This is a genomic window from Micromonospora sp. LH3U1 (assembly GCF_028475105.1).
GTDB lineage: Bacteria > Actinomycetota > Actinomycetes > Mycobacteriales > Micromonosporaceae > Micromonospora.
The window spans coordinates 2,124,830-2,147,768 of the sequence record NZ_CP116936.1 but is presented as its reverse complement, the minus strand read 5'-3'; the positions used below and the strand labels follow the sequence as shown (position 1 = coordinate 2,147,768).

Sequence of the window (22,939 nt, the reverse complement as noted above, 5' to 3'; positions counted from 1 at the left end):
CCCATGAAACATCACACGTATGAAGATAGATGTTTGGATGCGGGTCCGCAATGCTCGATCAAGCCTGACTGCCAGGTCGGGCCGGGATCGACAGGCGGTGCCGCAGCGAGGGAGCCGGGCACGGACGCCGTCCACCGGGCAGGACGTCGGACGTTAGTTCACGAATTGACAGTCATCGATTGCTAGCTCATCCTGACCTCGTGGACCACGGGACGAGAACCACAGCCACCATCACGCTGTGTGACGTCCCGCAGGTCTGACTGCCGTTGCGGCGAACGGCATGAGGACAGACCAGCGCGCCCGTGTCCCCGCGCGTGTCCAGGGTCAACCTGACGCGTCGTAGGCCCGTGGTCGCAATCCCTACGCCCGCCCAACCTAGGAGACGGCATGCGTCGCAACACATTGCTCATCTCGGTGATCGCCGGCCTGTTACTGGCGCTCGGACTCGCACCGCCAGCGTCAGCCGCTCCGGCCTTCCGGGCCCTGTTGTTCACCAAGACCGCCGGCTACCGGCACGACTCGATCCCCGCCGGGATCTCGATGTTCCAGCAACAGGCGGCAGCGAACAACTTCGAACTGGTGCAGACCGAGGACGCGAGCGTCTTCACCGCCGCCAACCTGGCGACCTTCGACGTCATCATCATGTTCCAGACCTCAGGCATGGTCTGGACCTCGGCAGCCCAACGCCAGGCGGTGGAGGGTTACCTCGCCAGCGGCAAGGGCATCGTCGGCGTCCACAACGCCACCGACATGGGCATCGAGGCCGAGTACCCGTGGTGGGACCAGACCGTCAACGGCGGCGCCCACATGCCTGAGCACTCCCCCGGTGTGCTGGCCGGCACCGCCATCGTCGCCGACAAGCAGCACCCGTCGACGGCCGGCCTGCCGGATCGCTGGACCCGCAGCGAGGAGTGGTACAACTTCGACACCAACCCACGCGGCAACGTGCACGTGCTGGTGACCGCCGACGAGCGCACGTACAACCCGGGGTCCCGGGCGATGGGCCCGGACCATCCGATTTCCTGGTGTCGCAACGCGGGCGGCGGGCGGGTGTGGGCCACCGCGATGGGCCACGCGATCGATTCCTACAGCGAGACGAACTTCCGCAACCACGTCCTGGGTGGCGTCCGGTGGGCCGCCGGCAACGTCGCTGGCGACTGCGGTGGCACCGTCTGGGGCAACTTCGAGAAGCGCACCCTCGACGACAACACCGTCGACCCGATGGCGATGGCCGTGGCCCCGGACGGGCGGGTGCTCTACGTCCAGCGCGGCGGGCAGGTGAAGATCTTCAAGCCCTCCACCAACAGCACCGTGACCGCCGCCACGCTGAGTGTCTACACCGGAGGCGAGGACGGCCTCACCGGCATGGCGCTGGACCCCAACTTCGCCACCAACGGGTACGTGTACCTGTACCACTCACCGGCGAGCAGTTCGACCGACGTCAACCGCGTCTCTCGCTACACCCTCAGCGGTGACACGCTGAACATGTCCAGCGGTGTGACGATCATCGACATCCCTGCGTACCGTGACCGGACGTTCCCGGAGCCCGGTCACACCGGTGGTTACATCGACTTCGGTCCGGACGGCAACCTCTACATCGGCACCGGTGACGACACACCGCCGAACCTCGACCCCAACTGGCAGGGCTACGCGCCGCTGGACTGGCGGTCGGGCAAGGCCAACCTCGACGCCGCCCGGACCGCTGGCAACACCAACGACCTACGCGGGAAGCTGCTGCGCATCCGCCCCGGAGCCAGCGGCAGCTACACCATCCCGACGGGCAACCTCTACGCCCAGGGCACCGCGCAGACCCGCCCGGAGATCTACGCGATGGGCTTCCGCAACCCGTTCCGGTTCTCGATCGACCCGGCCAACGGCTGGGTCTACCTGGCCGACTACGGGCCGGACCGCAACCCGCCCACCACCAACCGGGGCCCCGAAGGCCTGGTCGAGCTCAACGTGATCAAGTCGGCCGGCAACTACGGTTGGCCGTTCTGCCACGGTGACAACCAGCCCTACGCGCCGTTCAACCCGGACACCGGCGTCGTCGGCGCGAAGTTCAACTGCAACGCACCGGTCAACAACTCGCCCAACAACACCGGCCTGACCAGCCTGCGGCCCGTCGTCGCACCCAACATGTGGTACGGCTACGGCACCTCGCCGACCTTCCCGGAGCTCGGCTCCGGCGGCTCGGCGCCGATGGGCGGCCCGGTCTACCGGTACGACGCGTCGAACCCGTCCGCGACGAAGTTCCCGCCCTACTACGACGGCGTGCACTTCTTCTACGAGTGGTCGCGCAGCTTCGTCAAGGAGGTGCACTTCGACTCCTCCTCGGCGGTGACCCGCACCAACCCGTTCCTACCCGGTGGCGGGTTCAACAAGCCCATGGACATGGAGTTCGGCAAGGACGGCTCGCTCTACCTGCTGGAGTGGGGCACCAACTTCGGCGGCGGCAACAGCGATTCCGGGCTCTACCGGATCGACTATATCCAGGGCGGTCGGTCGCCGATCGCCAAGGCCGTCGGCACGCCCACCAGTGGCACCGCCCCGCTCACCGTCCAGTTCAGCAGTGCGGGCACGGCCGACCCGGACCCAGGCAACACCCTCAGCTACCAGTGGACGTTCGGCGACGGCACCACCTCCACGGCGGCCAACCCGTCGCACGTCTACACGGCCAACGGCAACTACACCGCGCAGTTGAAGGTCACCGACAACACCGGCAAGACGGGCTTCGCCAACGTCCAGATCACCGTCGGCAACAGCGCACCGGTGGTCACCATCACCACACCGTCCAACGGAGGCATGCTCACCTTCGGCGACCAGGTGTCGTACTCGATCAGTGTCTCCGACCCCGACGGCGGGACGATCGACTGCAGCAAGGTGGTCCTCAACCCGGCGCTGGGTCACGACGACCACGCACACGAGACCACCGAGTACCCGGGCTGCTCGGGCACCATCTCCACCGACCTGCTCGGCGGGCACCCCGACGGCGCCAACCTGTTCTACGTGTTGAACGCGCGATACACCGACGGTGGCGGTGCGGGGGGCTCGGCCCCGCTCACCGGCACGTCGCAGGTCATCCTCCAACCGAAGCACAAGCAGGCCGAGTACTACAGCAGCCAGTCCGGCACCCGGGTCGTCGAGCAGTCCGGAGCGGAGAGCGGCAAGCGCGTCGGCGACATCGCCAACAACGACTGGATCGCGTTCAGCCCGATGAGCCTGTCGGGCATCACGACCGTCAGCTACCGCCTGTCGTCGCCGTCCGGTGGGGGCTCGATCGAGCTGCGAGCCGGCTCGCCGAGCGGGACGCTGCTGGCCACGACAACCGTGCCCAGCACCGGTGGTTGGGACAACTACCAGTCCACGACACCGGTGAGTGTCGCCGCCCTGTCCGGGACGCAGACGCTCTACATGGTGTTCAAGGGCAGCTCGACCAACTGGTTCGATCTCGACTCGCACACCTTCGGCGGTGCCGGCGTCGGCGTACCCGCCACCGGCGGTGGCCTAGCGGGAAAGACCTGGACGGTCACGGCGCTGCACAGCGGCAAGCTGATGGACGTCAGCGGTGTCTCCACCGCCGACGGCGCCCAGATCACCCAGTGGGCGGCCACCGGGGGCAACAACCAGAAGTGGCAGGCCGTCGACGCCGGAAGCGGTGCGGTCTACCTCAAGGCCGTGCACAGCGGCAAGTGTGTCGAGGTGATCGGCAGCTCGACGGCGGCGGGTGCCTTCCTCCAGCAGGCCACCTGCAACAACGGCAACCAGCAGAAGTTCACCGCGACCGCGACGGGAACCTCCGGGGTCTACACGGTGCGCAATGTGCTGAGCGGGCTCTGCGTCGACGTCAACGGCGCCGCCACCACCGACGGCGCCCGACTGTTGCAGTGGACCTGCCACAGTGCGGCCAACCAGCAGTGGCGGTTCACCGCGGTGTGACCCGCGGCTGTCGCCGTAGCGAATGACGTCCCCGGTCGGGACCGGTATCCGATGAGCGGAGCCGGTCCCGGCCGGGACGTCGTCGTGAGGCAGAGAAGGAGAGCCTCGTCCTAGGGCACCGTGGCGAGCAGCCCCGCCGCCGCCAGCGCGTCCCAGAGTTCCTCCGCCACGACAGCCTCCGAGCGTCGCACCGCCTCGGCGACCTGGGACCCGTTGCGTACGCCGACCACCGTCGACACCACGGCCGGATGCCGGCGGACGAAGGCCAGTGCCGCCTGCGGCAGGGTCACGCCGTACGTCTCGCAGACCGTCGCGATCCGCCGCGCCCGCTCGATCAGCTCCGCCGGGGCCTGCTGGTAGTTGTAGAGGGCGTCAGCCGACGGCCGGTCCCGCGACAGCAGCCCCGAGTTGTAGACGCCCGCGATGACCACGCCCACCCCGCGACTCTCGGCAACGGGCAGCAGGTCAGTTGCCGCACCCTGCTCCAGCAGGGTGTACCGCCCGGCGCACATCATCACGTCGACGTCGGCTTCCCGCACGAACCGGGCCAGCATCTCCGACTGGTTCATGCCGGCGCCGATGGCACCCACCACGCCCTGGTCACGCAGGTCGACCAGGGTCGGCACGGCTTCACTGACGGCCCGCTCCCAGTGGTCGTCTGGGTCGTGGAGGTAGACGATGTCGATCCGGTCCAGCCCGGTCCGGTCCAGGCTGGCCTCGATCGAGCGAAGGACGCCGTCCCGGCTGAAGTCCCACACCCGCCGGTGGCTCGCGGGAACATCGAACCCGTCGGAGTCCCGCAGGTGGGCGTCCTGCGGCGACGGCACCAGGAGTCGCCCGACCTTCGTCGACACGACGTACTCGTCGCGCGGACGGTGCCGCAACGCGGCGCCGAGCCGGCGCTCGGACAGACCGAGCCCGTAGTGCGGCGCGGTGTCGTAGTACCGCACGCCCGCCTCCCACGCGGTGTCAACCGCCGACGCGAACTCCTCGTCCGTCATGGCCCGGTACAGGTTGCCGCCCTGGGCCGCGCCGAAGCCCAGCTCGGTGAGACGCACCTCAGGACGACGCGGCAGTGCTCGCACCCTCACGACGCCTCCAACCGATAGACGCGGCGTGCCGTGTCTCCCCAGAGCAGCGCCTGGTCGGCCTCGTCGTGGTCGCCCAGCAACTCCGCCAGCGCCTCGACCCATCGCCGGTACGAGCTGGCGAGCAGGCAGACCGGCCAGTCCGAGCCGTACATCAGTCGGTCCGGTCCGAACGTGTCGAGCGCGCCCTCGACGGCCGGTCGGAGGTCCCCCGTCGTCCAGGCCGACCGCTCCACTTCCGTCACCAGTCCGGAGAGCTTCGCCGTCGTGTTGGGCGAGGCCGCCAACGCCCGCAGCCCGCGAGCCCACTCGGCCATCTCCGGACGGCCCAGCGCGGGCTTGCCCAGGTGGTCGAGGACGAAGCTCACCTCGGGAAGGTCACGGGCCAGACGGGCGGCCATGGGTAGCTGGTGCTGGCGGACCAACAGGTCGAAGACCAGGCCGGCGGCTCCCACCGCCGCGATCCCCCGACGGACGTCCGGCCGGTCCAGGTACGCCGGGTCGGTCTCGCCCTGCACGAGGTGGCGGATGCCGACGAGGCGTTCCCCGCCCCGCGCGGCCCGCAGACGTCGGATGCGGTTGGCGACGTCGGCGGCGGTCAGGTCGACCCAGCCGACGACGCCGCGGACGAGGGTGTCCTCGGCCGCCATGGTCAGCAGGTCCACCGTCTCCGCCTCCGAGGCGATGGACTGCACCACCACGGTCGCGCTGACCCCGGCCGCGCGGGCCAGGGGCGCGAGATCGGCAGGTTCGAAGTCCGCGTCGATGGCCGCCATGGTCACGGGGTCGATCCATGGCTGTGGGTGCCGTGCGCGGACCCAGAGGTGGTGGTGTGCGTCGACGATCCCGGCCCGCCCGGGCGCTTGTTCGCCCGTCATCGGCCCAGCCAGCCGCCGTCGACGGGCAGCACGATTCCGTTGACGTAGTCCGACGCGGCCGACGCCAGGAACACCGTGGCACCCCCCAGATCGTCGGCGCGGCCCCAGCGGCCGGCCGGGATCCGGGTGAGGATCGCCTGGTTGCGGTCGGGGTCGTCGCGCAGCGCCTGCGTGTTGTCGGTGGCGATGTAACCGGGGGCGATGGCGTTGACGTTCACCCCGTGGGCCGCCCACTCGTTCGCCAGCGCCTTGGTGAGCCCGGCCACGCCCGATTTCGACGCGGCGTAGCCGGGAACGGTGACGCCGCCCTGGAAACTCAACAGCGACGCGGTGAAGATGATTTTCCCTTGGCCACGCTCGACCATCGTTCGGCCGATCTCGCGGCTCAGGACGAACTGGCTGCTGAGGTTCACCTCGATCACGTGGTCCCACATCTCGTCCGGGTGCTCCGCGGCCGGCGTACGGGCGATCGTGCCGCCGTTGTTGACCAGGATGTCGACGGGCCCGAGAGCGATGAGGTCCCCGGCCAACCGGTGCACGGCGGCCCGGTCGCCGAGATCGGCCCGCAGCCCGGTGAACCGGCGGCCGGCGGCCCGCACCCGGCGTTCGACCTCGCTTCCATCCGGTTCGAGCTGGGCGGAGACGCCGACGATGTCGGCACCGGCCAGGGCCAGGGCCTCGGCCATGGCGAGGCCGATACCGCGCCGGGCCCCGGTCACGACGGCGGTACGTCCGGACAGGTCGAACAGGGCCGTCACTGGTTGCCCTCCCGCAGATCGAGCAGCACCTTCATCACGCCGCCACCCTCGAGTGCCGTGAAGGCGGCGGCGGCCGCCTCGACCGGCTCGACCCGGGAGATGAGCTGTCGCGCCGGGATCGCACCCGAGGCGACCAGCCGGATCGCCTCGACCATGTCGTCGCGCTGGTACAGCCGGGCGCCGAGGAGTTCCAGCTCGCGCCAGAAGAACCGGTGCAGGTTGACCTCCCGGGGCTTGGGGTGGATCGCCACCATCACCAGCCGGCCGCGGGTGGTGAGCACGTCGACCGCCGTGGTGACACCGGCGGCGGAGCCGGACACCTCGAAGGCGATGTCCGCGCCCGCACCGTCGGTGCGCTCGTCGACCAGCGCCACGACATCGGTTGATCCCGGGTCGACGACGTCGATCCCGATCCCGCCCGCCACCTCGCGTCGGAACGGGTCCGGCTCGACGAGGAGGACCCGCGCGCCGCGACCCTGCGCGACGGTGGCGATGAGGACGCCGACCGGCCCACCGCCGACCACGACCACCTGGTCGTCGGCGGTCACGTTCCCTCGCCGGACGTCGTGTACGGCGACCGCGACCGGCTCGACGAGCGCCGCGTGGTCGAGCGGCAGTTCCTCGGGGAGCGGCAGGACCAGTTCCGCCGGCACGTTCCAGTAGGACTGCATGGCGCCCGGCGCGTCGATACCGAGGAAGGTCATGGCATGGCAGATGTGGGAGTTCCCGCGCTGGCAGGCAGCGCACTGTCCACACGGTCGGGTCGGCATCACGGTGACGGCCTGGCCGACGCTCCAACCGGTGACGTCCTCGCCAACGGCCGCGATCCGCCCGGACATCTCGTGCCCGATGATGGCGGAGTCGCCGACCCGGGCATCCATGTCCCCGTGGTAGATGTGCAGGTCGGTGCCGCAGATCCCGGTGTAGGCCACCTCGATCCGCACCTGGCCAGGACCCGGCGGCACCGGGTCGTGCTCTTCAATCCCGAGGTGTCGTGCCCCCCGGTAGACGACTGCCTTCATCGATCCTCCGTCTCGACGGTCGGCACATCGGTCGTGCCGACCGGGCATGGTCGTGGGTGCACCGCCGTGGCGGTGCACCCGCGCTTCCGATGGTGCTGGCGGTCAGCTCGCGCTGCTGTCTCAGTGCCGCGCGGTGGGCGACACGTCGTTGTGGGAGTTCAGCGCCACGACGGGCACCTGCCGGGCGGGGATGACCCCGTCGACCCCGGCCAGCAACCGCCGTCCGGCCCGCTCCGGCCGGACGTTGGGGCTCTCGGCGGTCTGCGCCTGCGGGCTCGGTGTCCGGATGCGCTCCTCGTCGATCCGGACACCGAGCCCGGGTGCGTCGCCGAGGATGAAGGCGCCGTCCTCGACGTGCAGGTCGATGGAGACACCGACCGGTGGATGCAGGTCCTGCAGCTCGCTGGTCAGGTGGTTCGGCACCGAGGTCGCGGCGTGCAACAGCCCCACCGGGCTGTTGCCGATCGGACTGACCGGCAGGTCGTGGGCGTGAGCCAGGGCGGACGCCCGCAGGAAGTGGGTGACCCCCCAGACGGCAGCCATCTGGACGACGTCGATCGCGCCGGCGGCGATCAGCGGACGGTACTGTTCGAGCCCGGTGAGGTTCTCCCCGGTGGCGACCGACGCGTTCACTCCTCGGCTGACGGCGGCAAGGCCCTCGGCATCCCAGCGCCGGACGGGCTCCTCGATCCAGATGAGGTCCAGGGTGCGTTCGAGTTCGCAGACGTGCCGGACGGCCTGCTTGCGGGTCCATACCTCGTTCACGTCGAGCATCAGACCCGGCCGCCGACCGTGCCCGGCCTCGGTCAGGACCTCCTTGACCAGGCTGAGGCGGTGCCGGTCGCGCTCGATGTCGAGGCCGCCCTTGAGTTTGGCGGCCCGCAGGCCGTGGCTGGCGTAGACCTCGTACTCCGAGACGAGCTCATCGTCGGTCAGCCCGATGTCCAGGCCGGAGGCGTAGGCGGAAACCCGCCGGTCACGACCGCCCAGCAGCCGCCACAGCGGCTCACCGGCAGCCTGCGCCTTGATGTCCCAGAGTGCGGTGTCCAGGGCGCCGATGGTGCCGAACACCGGGCCCGCGTGGCCGGCCTTGAAGGTGTGCCGCAACATGCGGTCGTACAGGGTCGTCACGGCGCGGGGGTCCTCGCCCTCGATGGCCGCGAAGATCCGCTCGATCTCGACGTGCGGCCCGAGGCCGACTCCCGAGATGCCCTCGTCGGTGTCGACGATGACGATCGACACCGGGACCACCCCGTCGGAGAACACTCCGTTGGCATCGCCGACGGGACGCCCCCATTCCTGGACTGTGGTGAGCGTCCGATATCCCGTGATCCGCATGTCAACCCTTCGTGGAACCGGCGGCGACGCCGTCGGCAATTTGGCGCTGGAGGAACAGGTAGACCAACAGGACGGGTATCGCGGCGATCAGCACCCCGGAGGCGAAGGTGGGGATGTTGTCGGAGTACTGCCCCCGCAACGAGGTCACGCCGACCATGAGCGTCCGGTGATCGGCAGAGGGCATCATCACCAGCGCCATGAGGACGTCGTTCCAGCAGAACAGGGCGTTGAGGATGCCGACCGACAGCAGCGCCGGGGTGCCCAGGGGCAGCATGATCCGGCGATACACGCCGTACACGGTGTTGCCGTCGATCCGGGCGGCGTCGATGATCTCCGGCGGGATGCCCTTGTAGTAACTCGTCATCAGGAAGACGGTGAAGGGCAGGAACTGGGCCACATAGACCAGGACCAGGCCGGGGTACGTGTCGATGAGCGCGGTGTCGGCCATTATCCGGGCGAGCGGCACCATGATCACCTGAAACGGGATGAAGAGTCCCGCGAGGCAGCCCAGGAACAACGCCGACGAGCCCCGGAACCGCAGCTGGCTCAGGGCGAAGCCGGCCATCGACCCGAGCAGCAGCAGCAGAACCACCGACGACGTCACCACGAGCAGCGAGTTGACGAAGTAGCGGCCCATGCCGACGCTGTTCCACGCCGTGCTGATGTTCTCCCAGCGCAGAGTGTCGGCCAGGGAGAACCGGTCGAGGATGTAGTCACGGCGCGTCTTCATCGCGACGTTGGCGGTGAACAGCAGGGGGTAGATCGTCGCCAGCGCGAGCAGTGACATCGGGATGGCGACCAACCACCAGCCCAGACGGACGCGAGACATCAATCCTCCCTTCCCGATCGTTCGAGAAGTTTGATCTGCAGCAGTCCCACCACGAGCATGATCACGAAGAGGATCGTCGACGCGGCCGACGCGAGCGCGGGCCGGTTCATCTGGCCCTGCTGAATCCAGATGTAGTACTCCGGCAGGTACGTCGATCCCTCCGGGCCGCCGCTGGTCATGACGAAGAGGAGCCCGAACATCGAGGTCAGCATCCCGATCATCGTGGTGACGAAGACGAACTGGATGGTGCGCGAGAGGCTCGGGATGATCACATGCCAGACGACCTGGCGTAGCGACGCCCCGTCCACCCGGGCAGCGTCCAGGAGCGCGGCGTCCAGAGTGGCGAAGCCGGCGAGGAACACCACCAGGGCCATTCCGAAGGTGGCCCAGATGTGCACACCCACCACGATGAACATCGCGACGTCCGGGTCACCGAGCCAGTCCACCGGGCTGACGCCGACCGACCCGAGGACGGCGTTGACCGGGCCGTCGAAGGCGAGCAACAGGTTGAAGATCGCACCGACGATCACCGGCGAGAGCACCGCGGGAAAGAAGTAGACGCTGCGGTAGAAGCGGTGGCCGGGCACCCGGAGGTAGATGAACGTCGCGAGCAGACCAGGGATCGCCACGGCCACCGGAAGCAGCAGCACCAGCAGCCCGACGTTGCCCAGTGCGGTCCGGAACAGCGGATCCGCGAACAGCTCACGGTAGTTGCCGAATCCGACCGCCGTCCCGTTCTGCTCACCGTCGCCGGTGAAGGAGAAGTTGACTCCGAGGAGCAGCGGGTAGAGCCGCAGCGCCACGATGATCAGGACGGCCGGAGCGACCAGGACGTAGGGGGCGAAGCGTTCGGCCCGCAGGCCGTTGCCGGCGCGACGGGGACGTGCGCCTCCCCGGTGTACGGAGAATGTGGCCGCCGCCCCGCCGGCCCGTCCGGCCTGAGCCGGACGGACCGACGGTTGCGTGTTTCCGATCGGCACGAGGTCAGCCCGCCTGGTCGGAGGCGGCCAACTGCTTCACCACCTCGTCGACGGTGATCGAACCGCTGAGTAGTTGCTGGGAGAGCCGGCCCATCAGGTCCAGCGTCTTCGAGGACAGCGCCACGTGCAGCGCCGGCTTACCGCCCTTGAGATCGGAGACGATCGTGGCGACAGCCGTGCCGCCCTGTGACACGTCGATCGTGGTGTCGGCGGCGATCGCGCCAGCATCGGCGTAGAAGGCCTTCAGCGCGTCGGTCGAGGTCAGGGAGCGCACCAGGTCGGCGGCCACCTTCGGGTCCTTCGTCCACTTGGCGACCCCGTAGCCGATGCCACCGTCGTACGGGAGGCTCGGGGTGGTGCCGGCGGTGACGACCGGAGCCTTCATGACGCCAAGCTTGTCGCCGGGCAGGAACTCGTTGAATGCCTTCCAGTGCCCCACGTCCGACATGAGACCCATGACGTGGGCGGCCTTACCGGACTGGAAGAGCGCGAACGAGTCGTTGAACATCGCGGTCGAGTTGGCCCCGTCGCTGTTCATGCCCTTGTCGCCGGCTTCCTTCCACAGCTGGAAGATCCGCTTGACGTGGGGCGAGTTCCAGTCGCGCTTGCCGGCGATCCAGGCGTCGTACTCCTGGGCAGTGAGGGTGGCCGACGCCAGGCTCGAGAGCCAGAACTGAATGCCGACACCCTCCTTGTTGCCGAGGGCGAAGCACTTGGCGCCGGCCTTGGCGATGGCGGCGCAGTCGGCGACGAACTTGTCCCACGTGGTGGCCGGGCTCGCCGGGTCGAGTCCGGCCCTCTCGTAGATCGCCTTGTTGTAGTAGATGGGGTGACCCTGCAACGTCACCGGGCCGGCGTAGACCTTGCCGTCCTTGGTGAACGCGTCCCAACCAGCCAAGCGCTGCTTGTCGTCGGCCACGTAGTCGTCGAGCGGCACCAGCGCGTCCACCCGGTCACGGATCTGGCCACCGCCGTTGAACAGCATGACGTCCGGGCCCTTGCCGGACTGGATCGCCGCACCGAGCAGCGTGTAGTACTGGTCGAAGGGCTGCGCGACGAACTCGACCGCGACGTCGGGGTGCTTTTTCTTGAAGTCGGCCTTCGCCTTGTCCAGATACGATGCCGCGAATGCCTCACCGGACTTCCAGTCCCACACCACCAACTTGCCGTCCGACCCGCTCGACGAGCCCGAGCCGGTGGCACTTCCACAGCCGGCCAAGGCCAGTCCCACAACGAGGACGGCCGACCATCTAGCGCGCTGTCTCATCAGTTGTCACCTCTGAAAGTGGGGTGGCCGACGGACATGCCGTCTCGCCAATGTTGATCGGAACGTAACTCGTATGACGTGTGACGTCAATAGTCGGCCGTACACTGAGCCAGACGTCGTGCCACGGCGAGCCTTTCGGAGGGGGACATGACGCCATCGCAGGAGGCAGCCCTGAACAGCCCGGTCGCCCCGGAGTGGGTGCGTCGACCGACCAACCTCGCCAGGGCGGTCACCGCCGAACTGGTGGAGCGCATCGTCCGCGGCGTACACCCGTCCGGGACCTCCCTGCCCCCCGAGCCGATCCTCTGCGAGACCTTCTCCGTGAGCCGGACCGTCGTCCGAGAAGCAGTGAAGATCCTTCAGGAGAAGGGGCTGGTGCAGGTCCGCCAGGGTGCCGGCACCATGGTCACTCCACCGTCGAACTGGGACATGCTCGATGAGCTCGTCCTCGCGGCCACCATCGCCGAGGACGACAGCCTCGCCATCCTCGACGACCTCGTCGTCACCCGGCGGGTGCTGGAGTCCGACATGGCGAACGTCGCTGCCCGCCTCGCCGACGCGGAGACCATCGACCGGCTGAGCGCCATGGTCGACCGGATGGACGAACTCGTCGACGACCACGTCACCTACCACGAGCACGACCGGGCCTTTCACGACGCGGTCATGCAGGCGTCCGGCAACCGCATCGCCCGCGGCGTCGTACGGGCGCTGGAGAGCCAGGTCATCAACACCGCCCGCTACATGGGCCGCACCGAACGCTCGCTGTGCGTGGCGTCCAACAAGGGCCACCGGCGCATCTACGAGCGCATCGCCGCCCATGACTCCGACGGCGCCGCCGAGGCGATGTTCACCCACATCACCGAGGCCTGGCTGGTCCGCCGCAGCGGTTCGGGCAAGCCGGTACGCCTGCAACGCTGACGGGCCGCAGCGCCCACCCCAGGTGCGGGAGCAGGCGCTGCGGCCCGGCGTCAGCGCCGGCGACGGGGGTCAGGAGAACTGCGCGAAGAACCTCCAGATCTCACCCTTGGTCCAGGTCGTGATGCCGCTCTCGGCATAGGTGCCGTCCACCGGACCGGGCATGTGCCCGTTGTCGTACGCGGCCCACTGCACCGGGTACCCGGACCGGCAGCCCGAGTAGGTGGTCGTGATATGCGCGCGGCTACCCGCCCCCGGCTCGGGCGGGTTCTGGGCGGTGCAACCGTTGTTCCGGACGAAGGTGTCGCGCAACGCCCTCCCCTGGGAAATGCTCAGGACGTTGTCCGAGATGCCGTGCAGCCCGAAGTACGCGATGGGCTGCGTACCACCGCTGCACCCGCTGATCTGCCCTCCGGAGATGACCGCGACGGCCCGGAAGACGTTGGCCCGCGCGCAGGCGACGGCGTAGCTCATGCCACCGCCCCAGCTGAAGCCGAGGGCGAACCGCTGCGCCGGGTTGACACAGAGGCCGCCCTCGATCTGTTTGATCATGTCGTCGACGAAGGTGATGTCCTCACCGCCGGCATTACCCCACCCGTTACCGAACCCCTGGGGCGCGACCAGGATCGCGCTGTTGTTCGACTGCTCCTGCTGCCCGTAGTAGGACCACGCGGTCCCGCTGGTGCCACCGGAGGAGATCTCCTGCATGGTGCCGCCTCGCCAGTGGAACGCGAAGATCAGCCGGTACGGGTTGCTGTTGTTGTAGTTGGCGGGCACCCGCAGGATGAAGGAGCGACTCTTGCCGTTGCTCTGAATCGTGTGCGTGCCGCTGGACAGCGTCGGCGCCTTGCCGCACCCGTTCCCACCCGACGGCGGCGGGTTACCGCCGTCCGTGCGGGCGAGTTGCCACTGCTGGTTGGTGCCGTTCCAGTCGGAATACTGCACGATGTTTCCGCCGTCGGCGGTGGAGGCTCCCTGCACCTCCACGACCTTGCCGCTGTGTCGGCTGATCAGCCGGACGTGGCCACCGTCCGAGTCGGCCAGCCGGAACTGCTGGTTCGTTCCGTTGAGGTCGGCCCACTGCACGATCGCGCCACCGTCGGCGGTCGAGAAGTTGCTGACGTCGAGGACCTTGCCCGAGTGCCGGGACTTCAGCCGGTAGTAGCCACCCCCCGAGTCCACGAACTGCCACTGCTGGTTGGCGCCGTTGTTGCGCGTCCACTGGCTGATCCGTGCGCCGTCGTTGGTGGCCGAGCCGTACAGGTCCAGCGCCTTGCCGCTGTTCCGGTTCACCAGGACGTACCAGGCGTTGGTGTCCACGGTTGCCGCCGCCGCAGGCGCCGCGTTGACCGCGACCAGTGTGCCGGCTGCCATGACCGCGGCCGCCGCCGCGGCCAACCCCGACCGCCAGCGACGTCTCGGTGGAGAGGCGGGACGAGCCTCACCGATGGCCTTCATGGTCCACTCCTTCGATCGGGGTCACCCACGAGCAGAACGCACGTGCGTGCCCTGGCGTGTGTGCCGGCGTCTGGTGGTGGCGTCAGCACGTTGGGGTGTTGTGCGGGCGAGATGCGGCCACCGGAGTGCTATCCGATGCGGACGAGTTGCCACTGTTGGTTGCTGCCACCCCAGTCGGTGTACTGAACGATGTTTCCCCCGTCGGCGGTGGACGCGCCCTGCACCTCGACGGCCTTGCCGCTGTTGCGGTTGATCAGTCGCAGGTAACCGTCGGCCGACGTGGCGACCCGGAACTGTTGGTTCGTGCCGTTGCCATCGCTCCACTGCACGATCGCCGCGCCGTCAGCGGTGGAGAAGTTGTAGACGTCCAACACCTTGCCGGAGTGCCGGGACTTCAGCCGGTAGTAGCCACCCCCCGAGTCCACGAACTGCCACTGCTGGTTGGCGCCGTTGTTGCGCGTCCACTGGCTGATCCGCGCGCCGTCATTTGTCGCCTGGTTGTTCAGGTCCAGCGCCTTGGCACTGTTCCGGTTCAGCAGCACGTACCAGGCGCTGGTGTCCACCGGAGTGCCCGGCGGGGGCGTGGTGGGCGGGTTGGAGCCGGAGTTGAGGGCATTGAGGACCGAGGTGTACGCGGCCTTCTTGTTGCCCGAACGATCGAAGAGCAGGGCGTCGTCGGATCCACGCCAGGAGTCGCTGTCACGCACACCCCACACCGTGATGCCGGTGCACCGCGAGACGGCCAGGCACGCGCGGGTGACCGAGGCGTAGATGGTGGCCTGATTGCCGCCGGTCATCACGTCCAACTCGGTGATCTGCACATCGACGCCAAGATCAGCGAAACGCTGCAGATTCGCCTGATAATCCCCCGCCAGCGACGTGCCCAGATGCGACTGGAACCCCACACAGTCAATCGGCACACCACGAGACCTGAAATCCCGCACCATGTTGTAGATACCGGTCGACTTCGCGTTGACCCCATCAGTGTTGTAGTCGTTGTAACACAACTTCGCACCCGGATCAGCCGCCCGCGCCGCACGGAACGCCGCCTCGATCCAGTCATTACCGGTGCGCTGCAGGTTCGAATCACGCCGCCCGCCACCACCCCCGTCAGCGAACGCCTCATTCACCACATCCCAGGCATAGATCTGCCCCCGAAAATGCGTCGCCACCTGAGTAACATGATTGATCGCCGCGTTACGCAACGCACTACCGGACATACCCTGCGCCCAACCCGGCTGCTGCGCATGCCACAACAACGCATGACCCCGCACACTCATGCCATTGGCCCGAGCGTGACTCACCAGTCGATCACCGCCGGTGTAACTGAACCGGCTCTGCTGCGGCTCGGTCGCGTCCCACTTCATCTCGTTCTCGGGCACGACGCTGTTGAACTCGCTGTTGAGGATTCCGACGTACTGGCTGTCGGAGAGCTTGCCCGTCGCGACGGCGGCGCCGAAGTAGCGCCCCTTCTCGGCCGCCGACGCCTTCAGGGTCGTTCCGGCACTGGCCATGGGGGCCAACGCCACCGTCATGCCCGCGGTGAGTGCGACGGCGAGGGTCGCGGTCGCTAGCAGAGTTCTCTTGGGTTTCATGTGGTTCCTTTTCAGTGGTTGCATCGGTGGTGGTGATGTGCCACTTCGCTCAGGACAAACCGTTCGGGACGGCCGGCGCCGACGTGGCCGAGGATTCCGGGACGGTCATCCTGGGCCCGCACACGGCGCACGCAGTCCAGCAGGCTGTCGCCTGCATCTGCGGGAAGTCCTGAGGCGACGTCCGCATGCCCTGGGGGAACGCCGCGATCCGAGGTGCGACCGGTGGGGCTCGCCCGGTGAGCCACAGGAGCCGTCGTCCTCTCCATCGAGAGTGAGCGATAACATGCCGTTCGTCAAGACGTAACGAACCACCCACACCACGACGGTCTTGTTATCGTTCACAGTCAATGTCCGAGAGTGATCGCCGGCTCACGAACACCCGTCGGCGGAACCGCCCTGCCCCTGCTCGGCTCGGCTCACGTCGGTGCGACTCCGGCGAGGATGTCGGCGGTGGTGTGGGCCTCGATGCCCGGCTGCGCGCCGTCGGCACAGCGCGCGACGACGGCCCGGACGTGTCGCTCGGCGGGCGCGGCGAGGCCGTCGTAGACGGCCTCGAACAGCTCTCGTGCTGGCCGCCTGAGCCATCCCTCCGGGAGGAGTTCCACGGGCAGCTGCGGATCGAGGACGGGGAAGCGCCGGAAGGTGTCCATGATCTCGGTACGCGCCCGCACCGCGGCTGCTCCATCGACCTGCCCGGATGCCACCCGGGGCAACAGCGGTCTCCAGCGCTGGAGGAACGCCTCGTAGCTCCGGCTGATCGCCTCGATGTCCCAGGCCTCGATCGGGGCACGGTGGCTGGTCGAGTCGAGGTCAGCCTGTCGTCCGCGGAACACCGTGACCGCACCGAGGGTGAGCTGGTCGAGCTGCGCCCGAGCCGGAGGGGTCAGCTCGTGCGGCGAGATCCACAGCCCGTCGTACAACGGCGCGTATCCGAGCCAGCGGAGCTGAGCCCGCAGGGCCCGTCGCTGCGTACTGTGGTCCTGGGGCAGCGAGAACGCGACAATCGTCCAGCACCCGTCCCACCGCGCCGGCGAGGTGGTGGAGACGAGGATCCAGTTGCCCCCGGCGGAGAGGTTGGCGGCGGCGGCGCGGCTGAGCCGGTAGGAACTACGCCGTCCAACTCGGCCGCCTTCCAGTACGCCACGGCGGGCCAGCCGGCTGATCGCGGTACGCGCGCCGGCCGCAGTCACCCCGGTTTCCGCAAGCAGCGCGACGATGGCAGCGGACGGAAGGTCGGCACGAGTCCGCAGGGTGTAGTCCGCCAGCAGGGTCACCGCGACACCCTGCGGCGAGTTGCCGACCTGCCGCCGGGGCAGCCGGAGCGGGTGGTCTCCGTCGTCCGGATATATCTCGTCGATGTCGAACGGGCTTGCCACAGGCGCTCCGTGCTCCTCAGGGACGGTGTGACGACTGTAGACGGACCGCCGACGAGCCGGCCTCGCCGAGGCGGGGAACGCCGGCCAGTCAATAGAACGTCTTCGATTGACACTTGTCGGGCCGAGGGGAACACTAACTGCTACGCGATGCGACACGGAGCCGGGCAGGGCGAGCCACAGGTAGCGGGCATTGCGCGATCACCGCGGGAGTCGGGCGCACCCGCGACCGGATCGCGCGACCAATCCCAGCCTGCACAGGCAATCGAAGGAGTCGTCCGTTGAGAATCAGAAGGAAACTGCTGCTCGCCCTGGCTGCGTCACTGGCGACACTCGGCCTGGTGGTCCCCACGTTCAAACCTGCGTACGCGGCGTCGCTGACCGAGGTGACCAGCTTCGGCGACAACCCCGGCCGGATGCGCATGCACGTCTACGTGCCGGACAACCGCCCGGCCAGGCCGGCAACCGTGGTGGCCATGCACGGATGCGGAGGGTCGGGCCCCGGCTTCTACTCCGGTAGCGAGTTCGCCAGCCTGGCCGACCGGTACGGATTCATCGTGATCTACCCATCCGCGACCCAGCAGGCCGGTTTCGGCAACTGCTTCGACGTCTGGTCGGACGCCGCCAAGCGCCGCGGCGGTGGCAGCGACCCCGTGTCGATCGTCTCCATGATCCAATACGTTCAGCGGCAGTATGCCGCCGACCCGGACCGGGTCTACGCCACCGGCAGTTCCTCCGGCGGCATGATGACCAACCACATGCTGGCCCTCTATCCCGACCTGTTCAAGGCCGGTGCCGCGTTCATGGGAGTGCCGTACAACTGCTTCGCCAACGCGGCGGACTACCCACCGACCAGCAGCCAGTGCACTGGCGGAAACATGAACCGGACCCCGCAGCAGTGGGGCGACGCGGTCCGCCAGGCATACCCCGGCTACTCCGGTCCTCGCCCGCGCGTGCAGGTCTGGCACGGCTCCAACGACACGCTCGTGCCGTACTCGTTGTTGCAGGAGACGATCGAGCAGTGGACCAACGTGTTCGGGCTGAGCCAGACACCCACCTCCACCGACACGCCCCAGGCGAACTGGAACCGGCGCAGGTACGCCGACACCAGCGGCACCGTTCAGGTCGAGGCGTACAGCATCCAGGGCGCCGGGCACAGTCTGCCCGGCAGCGGCATGGCCGCGTCCGCCATCGCGTTCTTCGGACTGACCAACCCGACGACGCCACCGCCGACCACCCCGCCTCCGACCACCCCGCCCCCCACGACGCCACCGCCGACCACCCCGCCCCCGACCACCCCACCGCCGGCTTCCGGCGCCTGCCGGGTGACGGTCGACGTCAACGCCTGGAACACCGGGTTGACCGAGAACATCACCGTCACGAACACCGGCACCAGTGCCGTCAACGGCTGGTCCCTGGTCTTCACCCTGCCGGGCGGCCAGACCATCACCTCGGGCTGGAACGCCTCGTACTCGCCGAACTCGGGGCAGGTGACGGCCCGGAACGTCTCCTACAACGCCGGCATTCCCGCCAACGGATCGGTGAGCATCGGCTTCCAGGCCACCCACACCGGTAACAACGCGCGGCCGAGCGCGTTCACCCTCAACGGCGCGTCCTGCACGGTCGCCTGACCGGGCCGACGTCCACGCGAGTCGTGCGCCGGTCCCCACGAGGTGGTGACCGGCGCACGACTCGTTCGGGCGTTGCCGGGGTCAGCGGTAACCGGCGATCACCACGTTGGCCTGTACGGCGTTCTCGGTCGCGTCGGACGGGTAGCCGGCGACCATGGCCCCCTCGTAGAAGGTGCCGGCGCTCAGGTTCGCGCCGCCGTCGGGCTTGCAGCAGTCACCACCACTGCCCAGGATGATCGCGCCCTGCTTCCTCATCGGGCTGTATCCCGGCGGAAGCGAGCCGTCCCACAGCGTGTAGAGGCTGCCGGACTGGGCGTTGCTCCCCTTGATGGCGAAGCGGCTCGTGCCGTTGTTCTTGAGTGTCGCGGTGACAAACTTGCTGGTGAAGGATCGCTGGTTCGTGTTCCAGGTCTGGCTGCCACCGGGGAAGAGGCCCCACTCGAGGTCTGCCTGCACCCAGGGCCCAGTGCCGGAGCAGCCGCCGAACCAACACTGTGTGCCGAAGTTGATGGCGTCCATCGCCCCGGCGGCGTCGGCCTTCCTCGTCGTCTCGCTGTTGCCATAGTCGAAGCAGCAGCCGTTGTTGACGTGGGTGCCGCTGGTCACCATGTACATACCCTCGGGAGCGGCCCCGGTCGGCACGCCGGTGAGGTGCCCGTCGCGCCAGTAGCTGTTGCCGGGGTTGATGTAGAGCGAGTACGCCTTGGCGCCGCCCACGGTCAGAGACTCCGACGTCGCGGTCGCCGGCCTGCTCTGCGGGGAGCCTGGAACCACGCTCGATCCCTGGTACCAGAGGTCGTTTCCGCGCCCGGACTGGTCGAAGACGACCGTGATCACGCAGGTCGTGCCGGCACAGAAGGAATCCTGCGTCACCGCGTTGGCGGTGCCGCCCGCGCCGGAGAGCCCGATGTTGCGGGTCGTGTTGTCCGACGAGCGTCGGACCTGGTAGAGATTTCCGGCGTACGCCGCATAGAGCGCCCGCGTCGTGCTGTGCGCTGCTACGCACGGGGTGCCGCCAGAGGCGTAGATGTCGCACGGGCGCGTACCGGTCGGCGGCGGGGTGGTCGGTGAGGTCCACTGCTGGTTCGTGCCCCCGTGGCACGCCCACAGGTGGACCTTGGTGCCGTTCGCGGTGCCGTAGGCGCTGGCGTCGAGGCACAGCCCGGACTGCACGCCGGTGATGGTGCCATTGCTGTTGACGTTCCACTGCTGGTTGGTCTGGCCGTTGCAGTCCCAGATGATCGCCAGGGTGCCGTTGGCGCTGCCCTGGCCGGAGGCGTCCAGGCACTTGTTGCCGTACACCGTGAGCTGCTTGCTCGATGTCCAGGTCCAGGTCTGGCCGGCACTGCCGTTGCAGTCCCACAGGTGCGTCTGGGTGCCGTTGACGGTGCTGGAGTTGGGGACCTCGAGGCAGCGACCGGATGGCGTACCGACGATCGGGGCGCTCTGCCCCGGCACGATGGCAGCCGCCACCAGCGGTGCCGCGACGGTGGCCTCGGCGGCGGTGGACGGGGAACCGGGTGTGGCGCCGACGCCAACGAGAACGCCGACCAGCGCGCCAGCCAGGAGGGCCAGACGCCGGACGTGATGGCGTCTCGGGAAGAGATGGCGGGCTTTTCCTGGCCCAGGGGACGGAGTTCGCACGAGGTGGCTCCTCGGAGTCGACGTTCGATGAATGGGATTACGGCGGGGCGCGGTGCTGGCCGGCGGGCGGACGGCCAACGCCACGGTCCCTCGCGACGCCTATCGCCCCAGGACCCGCCACGTCTGGTTGAGGGGGCTGCCCTGGCCGGCCGCGATGCAGGTCCACTGGTGGACCGGCGCCCGTGCCGCCGTGGAGACCGTGCTGACGTCGACACACTTGCCGCTGTGCCGGGCCACGAGTTGGTAGTCGTGCGAGTCGTTGCCGGCGTACGTCACCTTGCGGAGGGTGAACTGCTGGTTGAGGCCGTTCAGGCAGGCCCACTGGTGCACGGCCGCGCCGTCCGCGGTGGACACACCGTTGACGTCGAGGCACTTGCCGCTCTGCTGGTTGACCACCGTGTACGTGTTGGCCACGCCCGCGACCGGGCGGAAGTTCCAGAGCTGCTGGTCACCGCCGTCGCAGTAGTTCTGCTGCTGGACGTTGCCGTCGGCGGTGCTCAGGCCGGGGTTGTCCAGGCACTGCTGGGAGTGCTGGGCCACCGCGACCGACTGGAAGCCACCGTCCGACGGTGGCAGCAGGGTGACGGTGTAGGTGTCGGTCTGATTGGCGTACGCCAGGGTCACGGTGGCGTTGTTGTTGGACACGCCGACCACGCTGTTCGAGACCGTGATCGGCCCCTGCACGGCGCCGCCCCCGTTGTGGGGGATGCGTTGGGTGAGCACCCGCACCTGGTTGTTCTGCACGATGCCGCTGGTCGTGTCCAGGCGTTGCAGGTTGACGGTCAGGTTCCCGGTGGTACGCCCGCCACCGACCAGGACCTTCGCCGTGCCGGTCGCCTTGGTGGCGAAGGCGTCGTACGACGGACTGGCCGTCACCGCCACCACCTGCCCGGTCTGGGAGGCGTAGTACCGGTAGGCCCACCACTCGCCCTTCGGCTGGTGCTGGCCGGCCGAGTTGCGGATCAACAGGTTGCCGAGGTCGTTGTGCAGGCTGCCGCCGCTGGCCCAGTTGGCCCGTAGGCCGTCCGCCCGGGCCCGCTCCAGACGCGCGATGTACCAGGCGCCGTCGGCCGGGTTCTGCTCGTCGGGCGCGCCGTACTCGTTGATCTGGTACGGACGGGGGTGAGCGATGCCGCGCGAATCGAGGGTGGCGTTGGCGGCGGCAACGTTGGCGACCGGGTCACCCGGCAGGGAGTGCCAGCTGATGATGTCCGGGACCGTGTTGGTCGAGCGGATGAAGTCCAGGTACTGGTTCCAGAAGGTGTGCGTGGTCGACGGTACGCAGGCGCAGCTCGGCCCGACGATGAGCTGGTTGGGGAACTCGGCTCGGATGCGCTGGTGGGTGCGGCGCCACAGTTCGAGGTACTGGGAGATCGGGCGGTTCCAGAACGGGGTGATGTTGGGCTCGTTCCAGATGTCCCACTGCACGGACAGCCCGGACGCCCGGACGTCGTTGATGAGGCGGGTCAGGAAGTTGTCGTAGTCGGTCCAGTTGCCGTTGTCGCCGGGGAAGCGGGAGATGCCGGCACCGTCCGCGCCCCACAGGTCGTGCGGCAGCAGGATGAACTGACCGCCGAGAGCGGTGGTCCGGCGCGCCTGGGCGAGGGTGGAGTTCCAGCGGCGGTCGTAGGTTCCGCCGACCCAGCCACTCCCCGCGAGCTGCGCGCCGCCGGCGCGCATGTACTGGAACTTGACGTCCCGGTAGAAGTGGTCAGCCGGGCCGCTGGCGTTCTCGGTCATGCCGTAGATCCAGCCGGACGCGCGGTAGGTCGGCGTACCGCTGGTCGTGGAGAAGTTGACGCTGATCGACTCGTCGGCGGCCTGGGCCGGAGACGCGGCGACGGTTACGGCGGCAGCGGCGGCGAGCAGGCCGACCGTGAGTCGGGTGACGAGCGGGCGGGCTCGTCCTGACCTGCCGCGGGACGGGGTTTTCACGGGCGGCTCCTTGGTGGGGCGTGGGGGACGCTCTCCGGAGGCGGCGCTTGCGAATCGATTCGCACGGATCGTAGGACCGGAAAGTCAACCGTGTCAATGGAGTGACGACACGATGAAGTCCGTGTTTCCCAGCAAGACCATCGGCTTGGCCGACCATCCCTTGACCGGCGAGCATGGACGGACCTATCTTCGGGCGAACCGGTTCGTCGAATCGATTCGCCTCATGGTCGGACCGCATCCGGCCCGCGACGGTCAACCCGCACATCCCCACCTGACGATCGACTGAAGTGAG

17 protein-coding genes are annotated in these 22,939 nt (G+C 68.5%); 4 read left to right on the top strand and 13 right to left on the bottom strand.

The features are described 5' to 3' along the window. Positions 1–387: 387 nt before the first annotated feature. Complete coding sequence (locus tag PCA76_RS09820) at positions 388–3,936, top strand: ThuA domain-containing protein (protein WP_272616789.1); 3,549 nt, start codon at positions 388–390, stop codon at positions 3,934–3,936. 110 nt (positions 3,937–4,046) lie between these two features. Here the strand turns inward: PCA76_RS09820 and PCA76_RS09815 are convergent, their stop codons facing one another. The 8 genes from PCA76_RS09815 to PCA76_RS09780 form a co-directional block, all read right to left on the bottom strand. Beyond that, the gene (locus PCA76_RS09815; RefSeq protein WP_272616787.1) at positions 4,047–5,027 is read right to left on the bottom strand and encodes an aldo/keto reductase; all 981 of its coding nucleotides are present in this window, start codon (positions 5,025–5,027) and stop codon (positions 4,047–4,049) included. Then, a complete protein-coding gene (locus PCA76_RS09810; protein WP_272616785.1) occupies positions 5,024–5,902 on the bottom strand; it encodes an amidohydrolase family protein in 879 nt (292 codons plus the stop codon). The genes PCA76_RS09815 and PCA76_RS09810 overlap by 4 nt, the downstream gene beginning before the upstream one ends. Further along, positions 5,899–6,660: an SDR family NAD(P)-dependent oxidoreductase gene (locus PCA76_RS09805; protein WP_272616783.1), complete on the bottom strand. Its 762-nt coding sequence runs from the start codon at positions 6,658–6,660 to the stop codon at positions 5,899–5,901. Before PCA76_RS09805 ends, PCA76_RS09810 begins: the two co-directional genes overlap by 4 nt. After that, positions 6,657–7,682, bottom strand: a complete 1,026-nt coding sequence (locus PCA76_RS09800) for a zinc-dependent alcohol dehydrogenase (RefSeq protein WP_272616781.1) — start codon at positions 7,680–7,682, stop codon at positions 6,657–6,659. Before PCA76_RS09800 ends, PCA76_RS09805 begins: the two co-directional genes overlap by 4 nt. Positions 7,683–7,802: 120 nt before the next feature. Further along, entirely contained in the window at positions 7,803–9,020 is a 1,218-nt protein-coding gene (locus PCA76_RS09795; RefSeq protein ID WP_272616779.1) for a mandelate racemase/muconate lactonizing enzyme family protein, read from the bottom strand. 1 nt (position 9,021) lies between these two features. Continuing rightward, on the bottom strand, positions 9,022–9,849 hold the full coding sequence (locus PCA76_RS09790) for a carbohydrate ABC transporter permease (RefSeq protein WP_272616777.1): 828 nt from the start codon (positions 9,847–9,849) through the stop codon (positions 9,022–9,024). Then, on the bottom strand, positions 9,849–10,829 hold the full coding sequence (locus PCA76_RS09785) for a carbohydrate ABC transporter permease (RefSeq protein WP_272616775.1): 981 nt from the start codon (positions 10,827–10,829) through the stop codon (positions 9,849–9,851). Before PCA76_RS09785 ends, PCA76_RS09790 begins: the two co-directional genes overlap by 1 nt. A gap of 4 nt (positions 10,830–10,833) precedes the next feature. Next, positions 10,834–12,096: an ABC transporter substrate-binding protein gene (locus PCA76_RS09780; protein ID WP_272616773.1), complete on the bottom strand. Its 1,263-nt coding sequence runs from the start codon at positions 12,094–12,096 to the stop codon at positions 10,834–10,836. 147 nt (positions 12,097–12,243) lie between these two features. On the opposite strand from PCA76_RS09780, the gene PCA76_RS09775 reads away from it, so the two are divergent. Continuing rightward, complete coding sequence (locus PCA76_RS09775; RefSeq protein ID WP_272616771.1) at positions 12,244–13,014, top strand: FadR/GntR family transcriptional regulator; 771 nt, start codon at positions 12,244–12,246, stop codon at positions 13,012–13,014. Between the two features lie 69 nt (positions 13,015–13,083). Here the strand turns inward: PCA76_RS09775 and PCA76_RS09770 are convergent, their stop codons facing one another. From PCA76_RS09770 to PCA76_RS09760, 3 genes are all read right to left on the bottom strand, one after another. Then, a complete protein-coding gene (locus PCA76_RS09770) occupies positions 13,084–14,469 on the bottom strand; it encodes an RICIN domain-containing protein (RefSeq protein WP_272616769.1) in 1,386 nt (461 codons plus the stop codon). 128 nt (positions 14,470–14,597) lie between these two features. After that, positions 14,598–16,064, bottom strand: coding sequence for an endo-1,4-beta-xylanase (locus tag PCA76_RS09765; protein ID WP_272616767.1), 1,467 nt, complete (start codon positions 16,062–16,064; stop codon positions 14,598–14,600). A 416-nt stretch (positions 16,065–16,480) separates the two neighbouring features. Beyond that, positions 16,481–17,440 (bottom strand): PaaX family transcriptional regulator, encoded by a 960-nt coding sequence (locus tag PCA76_RS09760; protein WP_272616765.1) that lies wholly within the window; start codon positions 17,438–17,440, stop codon positions 16,481–16,483. A 278-nt stretch (positions 17,441–17,718) separates the two neighbouring features. On the opposite strand from PCA76_RS09760, the gene PCA76_RS09755 reads away from it, so the two are divergent. Further along, positions 17,719–19,068: an extracellular catalytic domain type 1 short-chain-length polyhydroxyalkanoate depolymerase gene (locus PCA76_RS09755; protein ID WP_272616763.1), complete on the top strand. Its 1,350-nt coding sequence runs from the start codon at positions 17,719–17,721 to the stop codon at positions 19,066–19,068. A gap of 81 nt (positions 19,069–19,149) precedes the next feature. On the opposite strand, the gene PCA76_RS09750 is transcribed toward PCA76_RS09755, so the two are convergent. Together PCA76_RS09750 and PCA76_RS09745 are read right to left on the bottom strand one after the other, a co-directional pair. Beyond that, positions 19,150–20,712 carry an arabinofuranosidase catalytic domain-containing protein gene (locus tag PCA76_RS09750; protein WP_272616762.1) on the bottom strand — a complete coding sequence of 521 codons (1,563 nt, stop codon included), beginning with the start codon at positions 20,710–20,712 and terminating at the stop codon, positions 19,150–19,152. 99 nt (positions 20,713–20,811) lie between these two features. Beyond that, positions 20,812–22,647, bottom strand: a complete 1,836-nt coding sequence (locus PCA76_RS09745) for an RICIN domain-containing protein (protein WP_272616760.1) — start codon at positions 22,645–22,647, stop codon at positions 20,812–20,814. Positions 22,648–22,768: 121 nt separating this feature from the next. Here PCA76_RS09745 and PCA76_RS09740 point away from each other — a divergent pair, with 121 nt between their 5' ends. Continuing rightward, positions 22,769–22,933 carry a hypothetical protein gene (locus PCA76_RS09740; protein WP_272616758.1) on the top strand — a complete coding sequence of 55 codons (165 nt, stop codon included), beginning with the start codon at positions 22,769–22,771 and terminating at the stop codon, positions 22,931–22,933. The last annotated feature ends 6 nt before the right edge of the window (positions 22,934–22,939 follow it).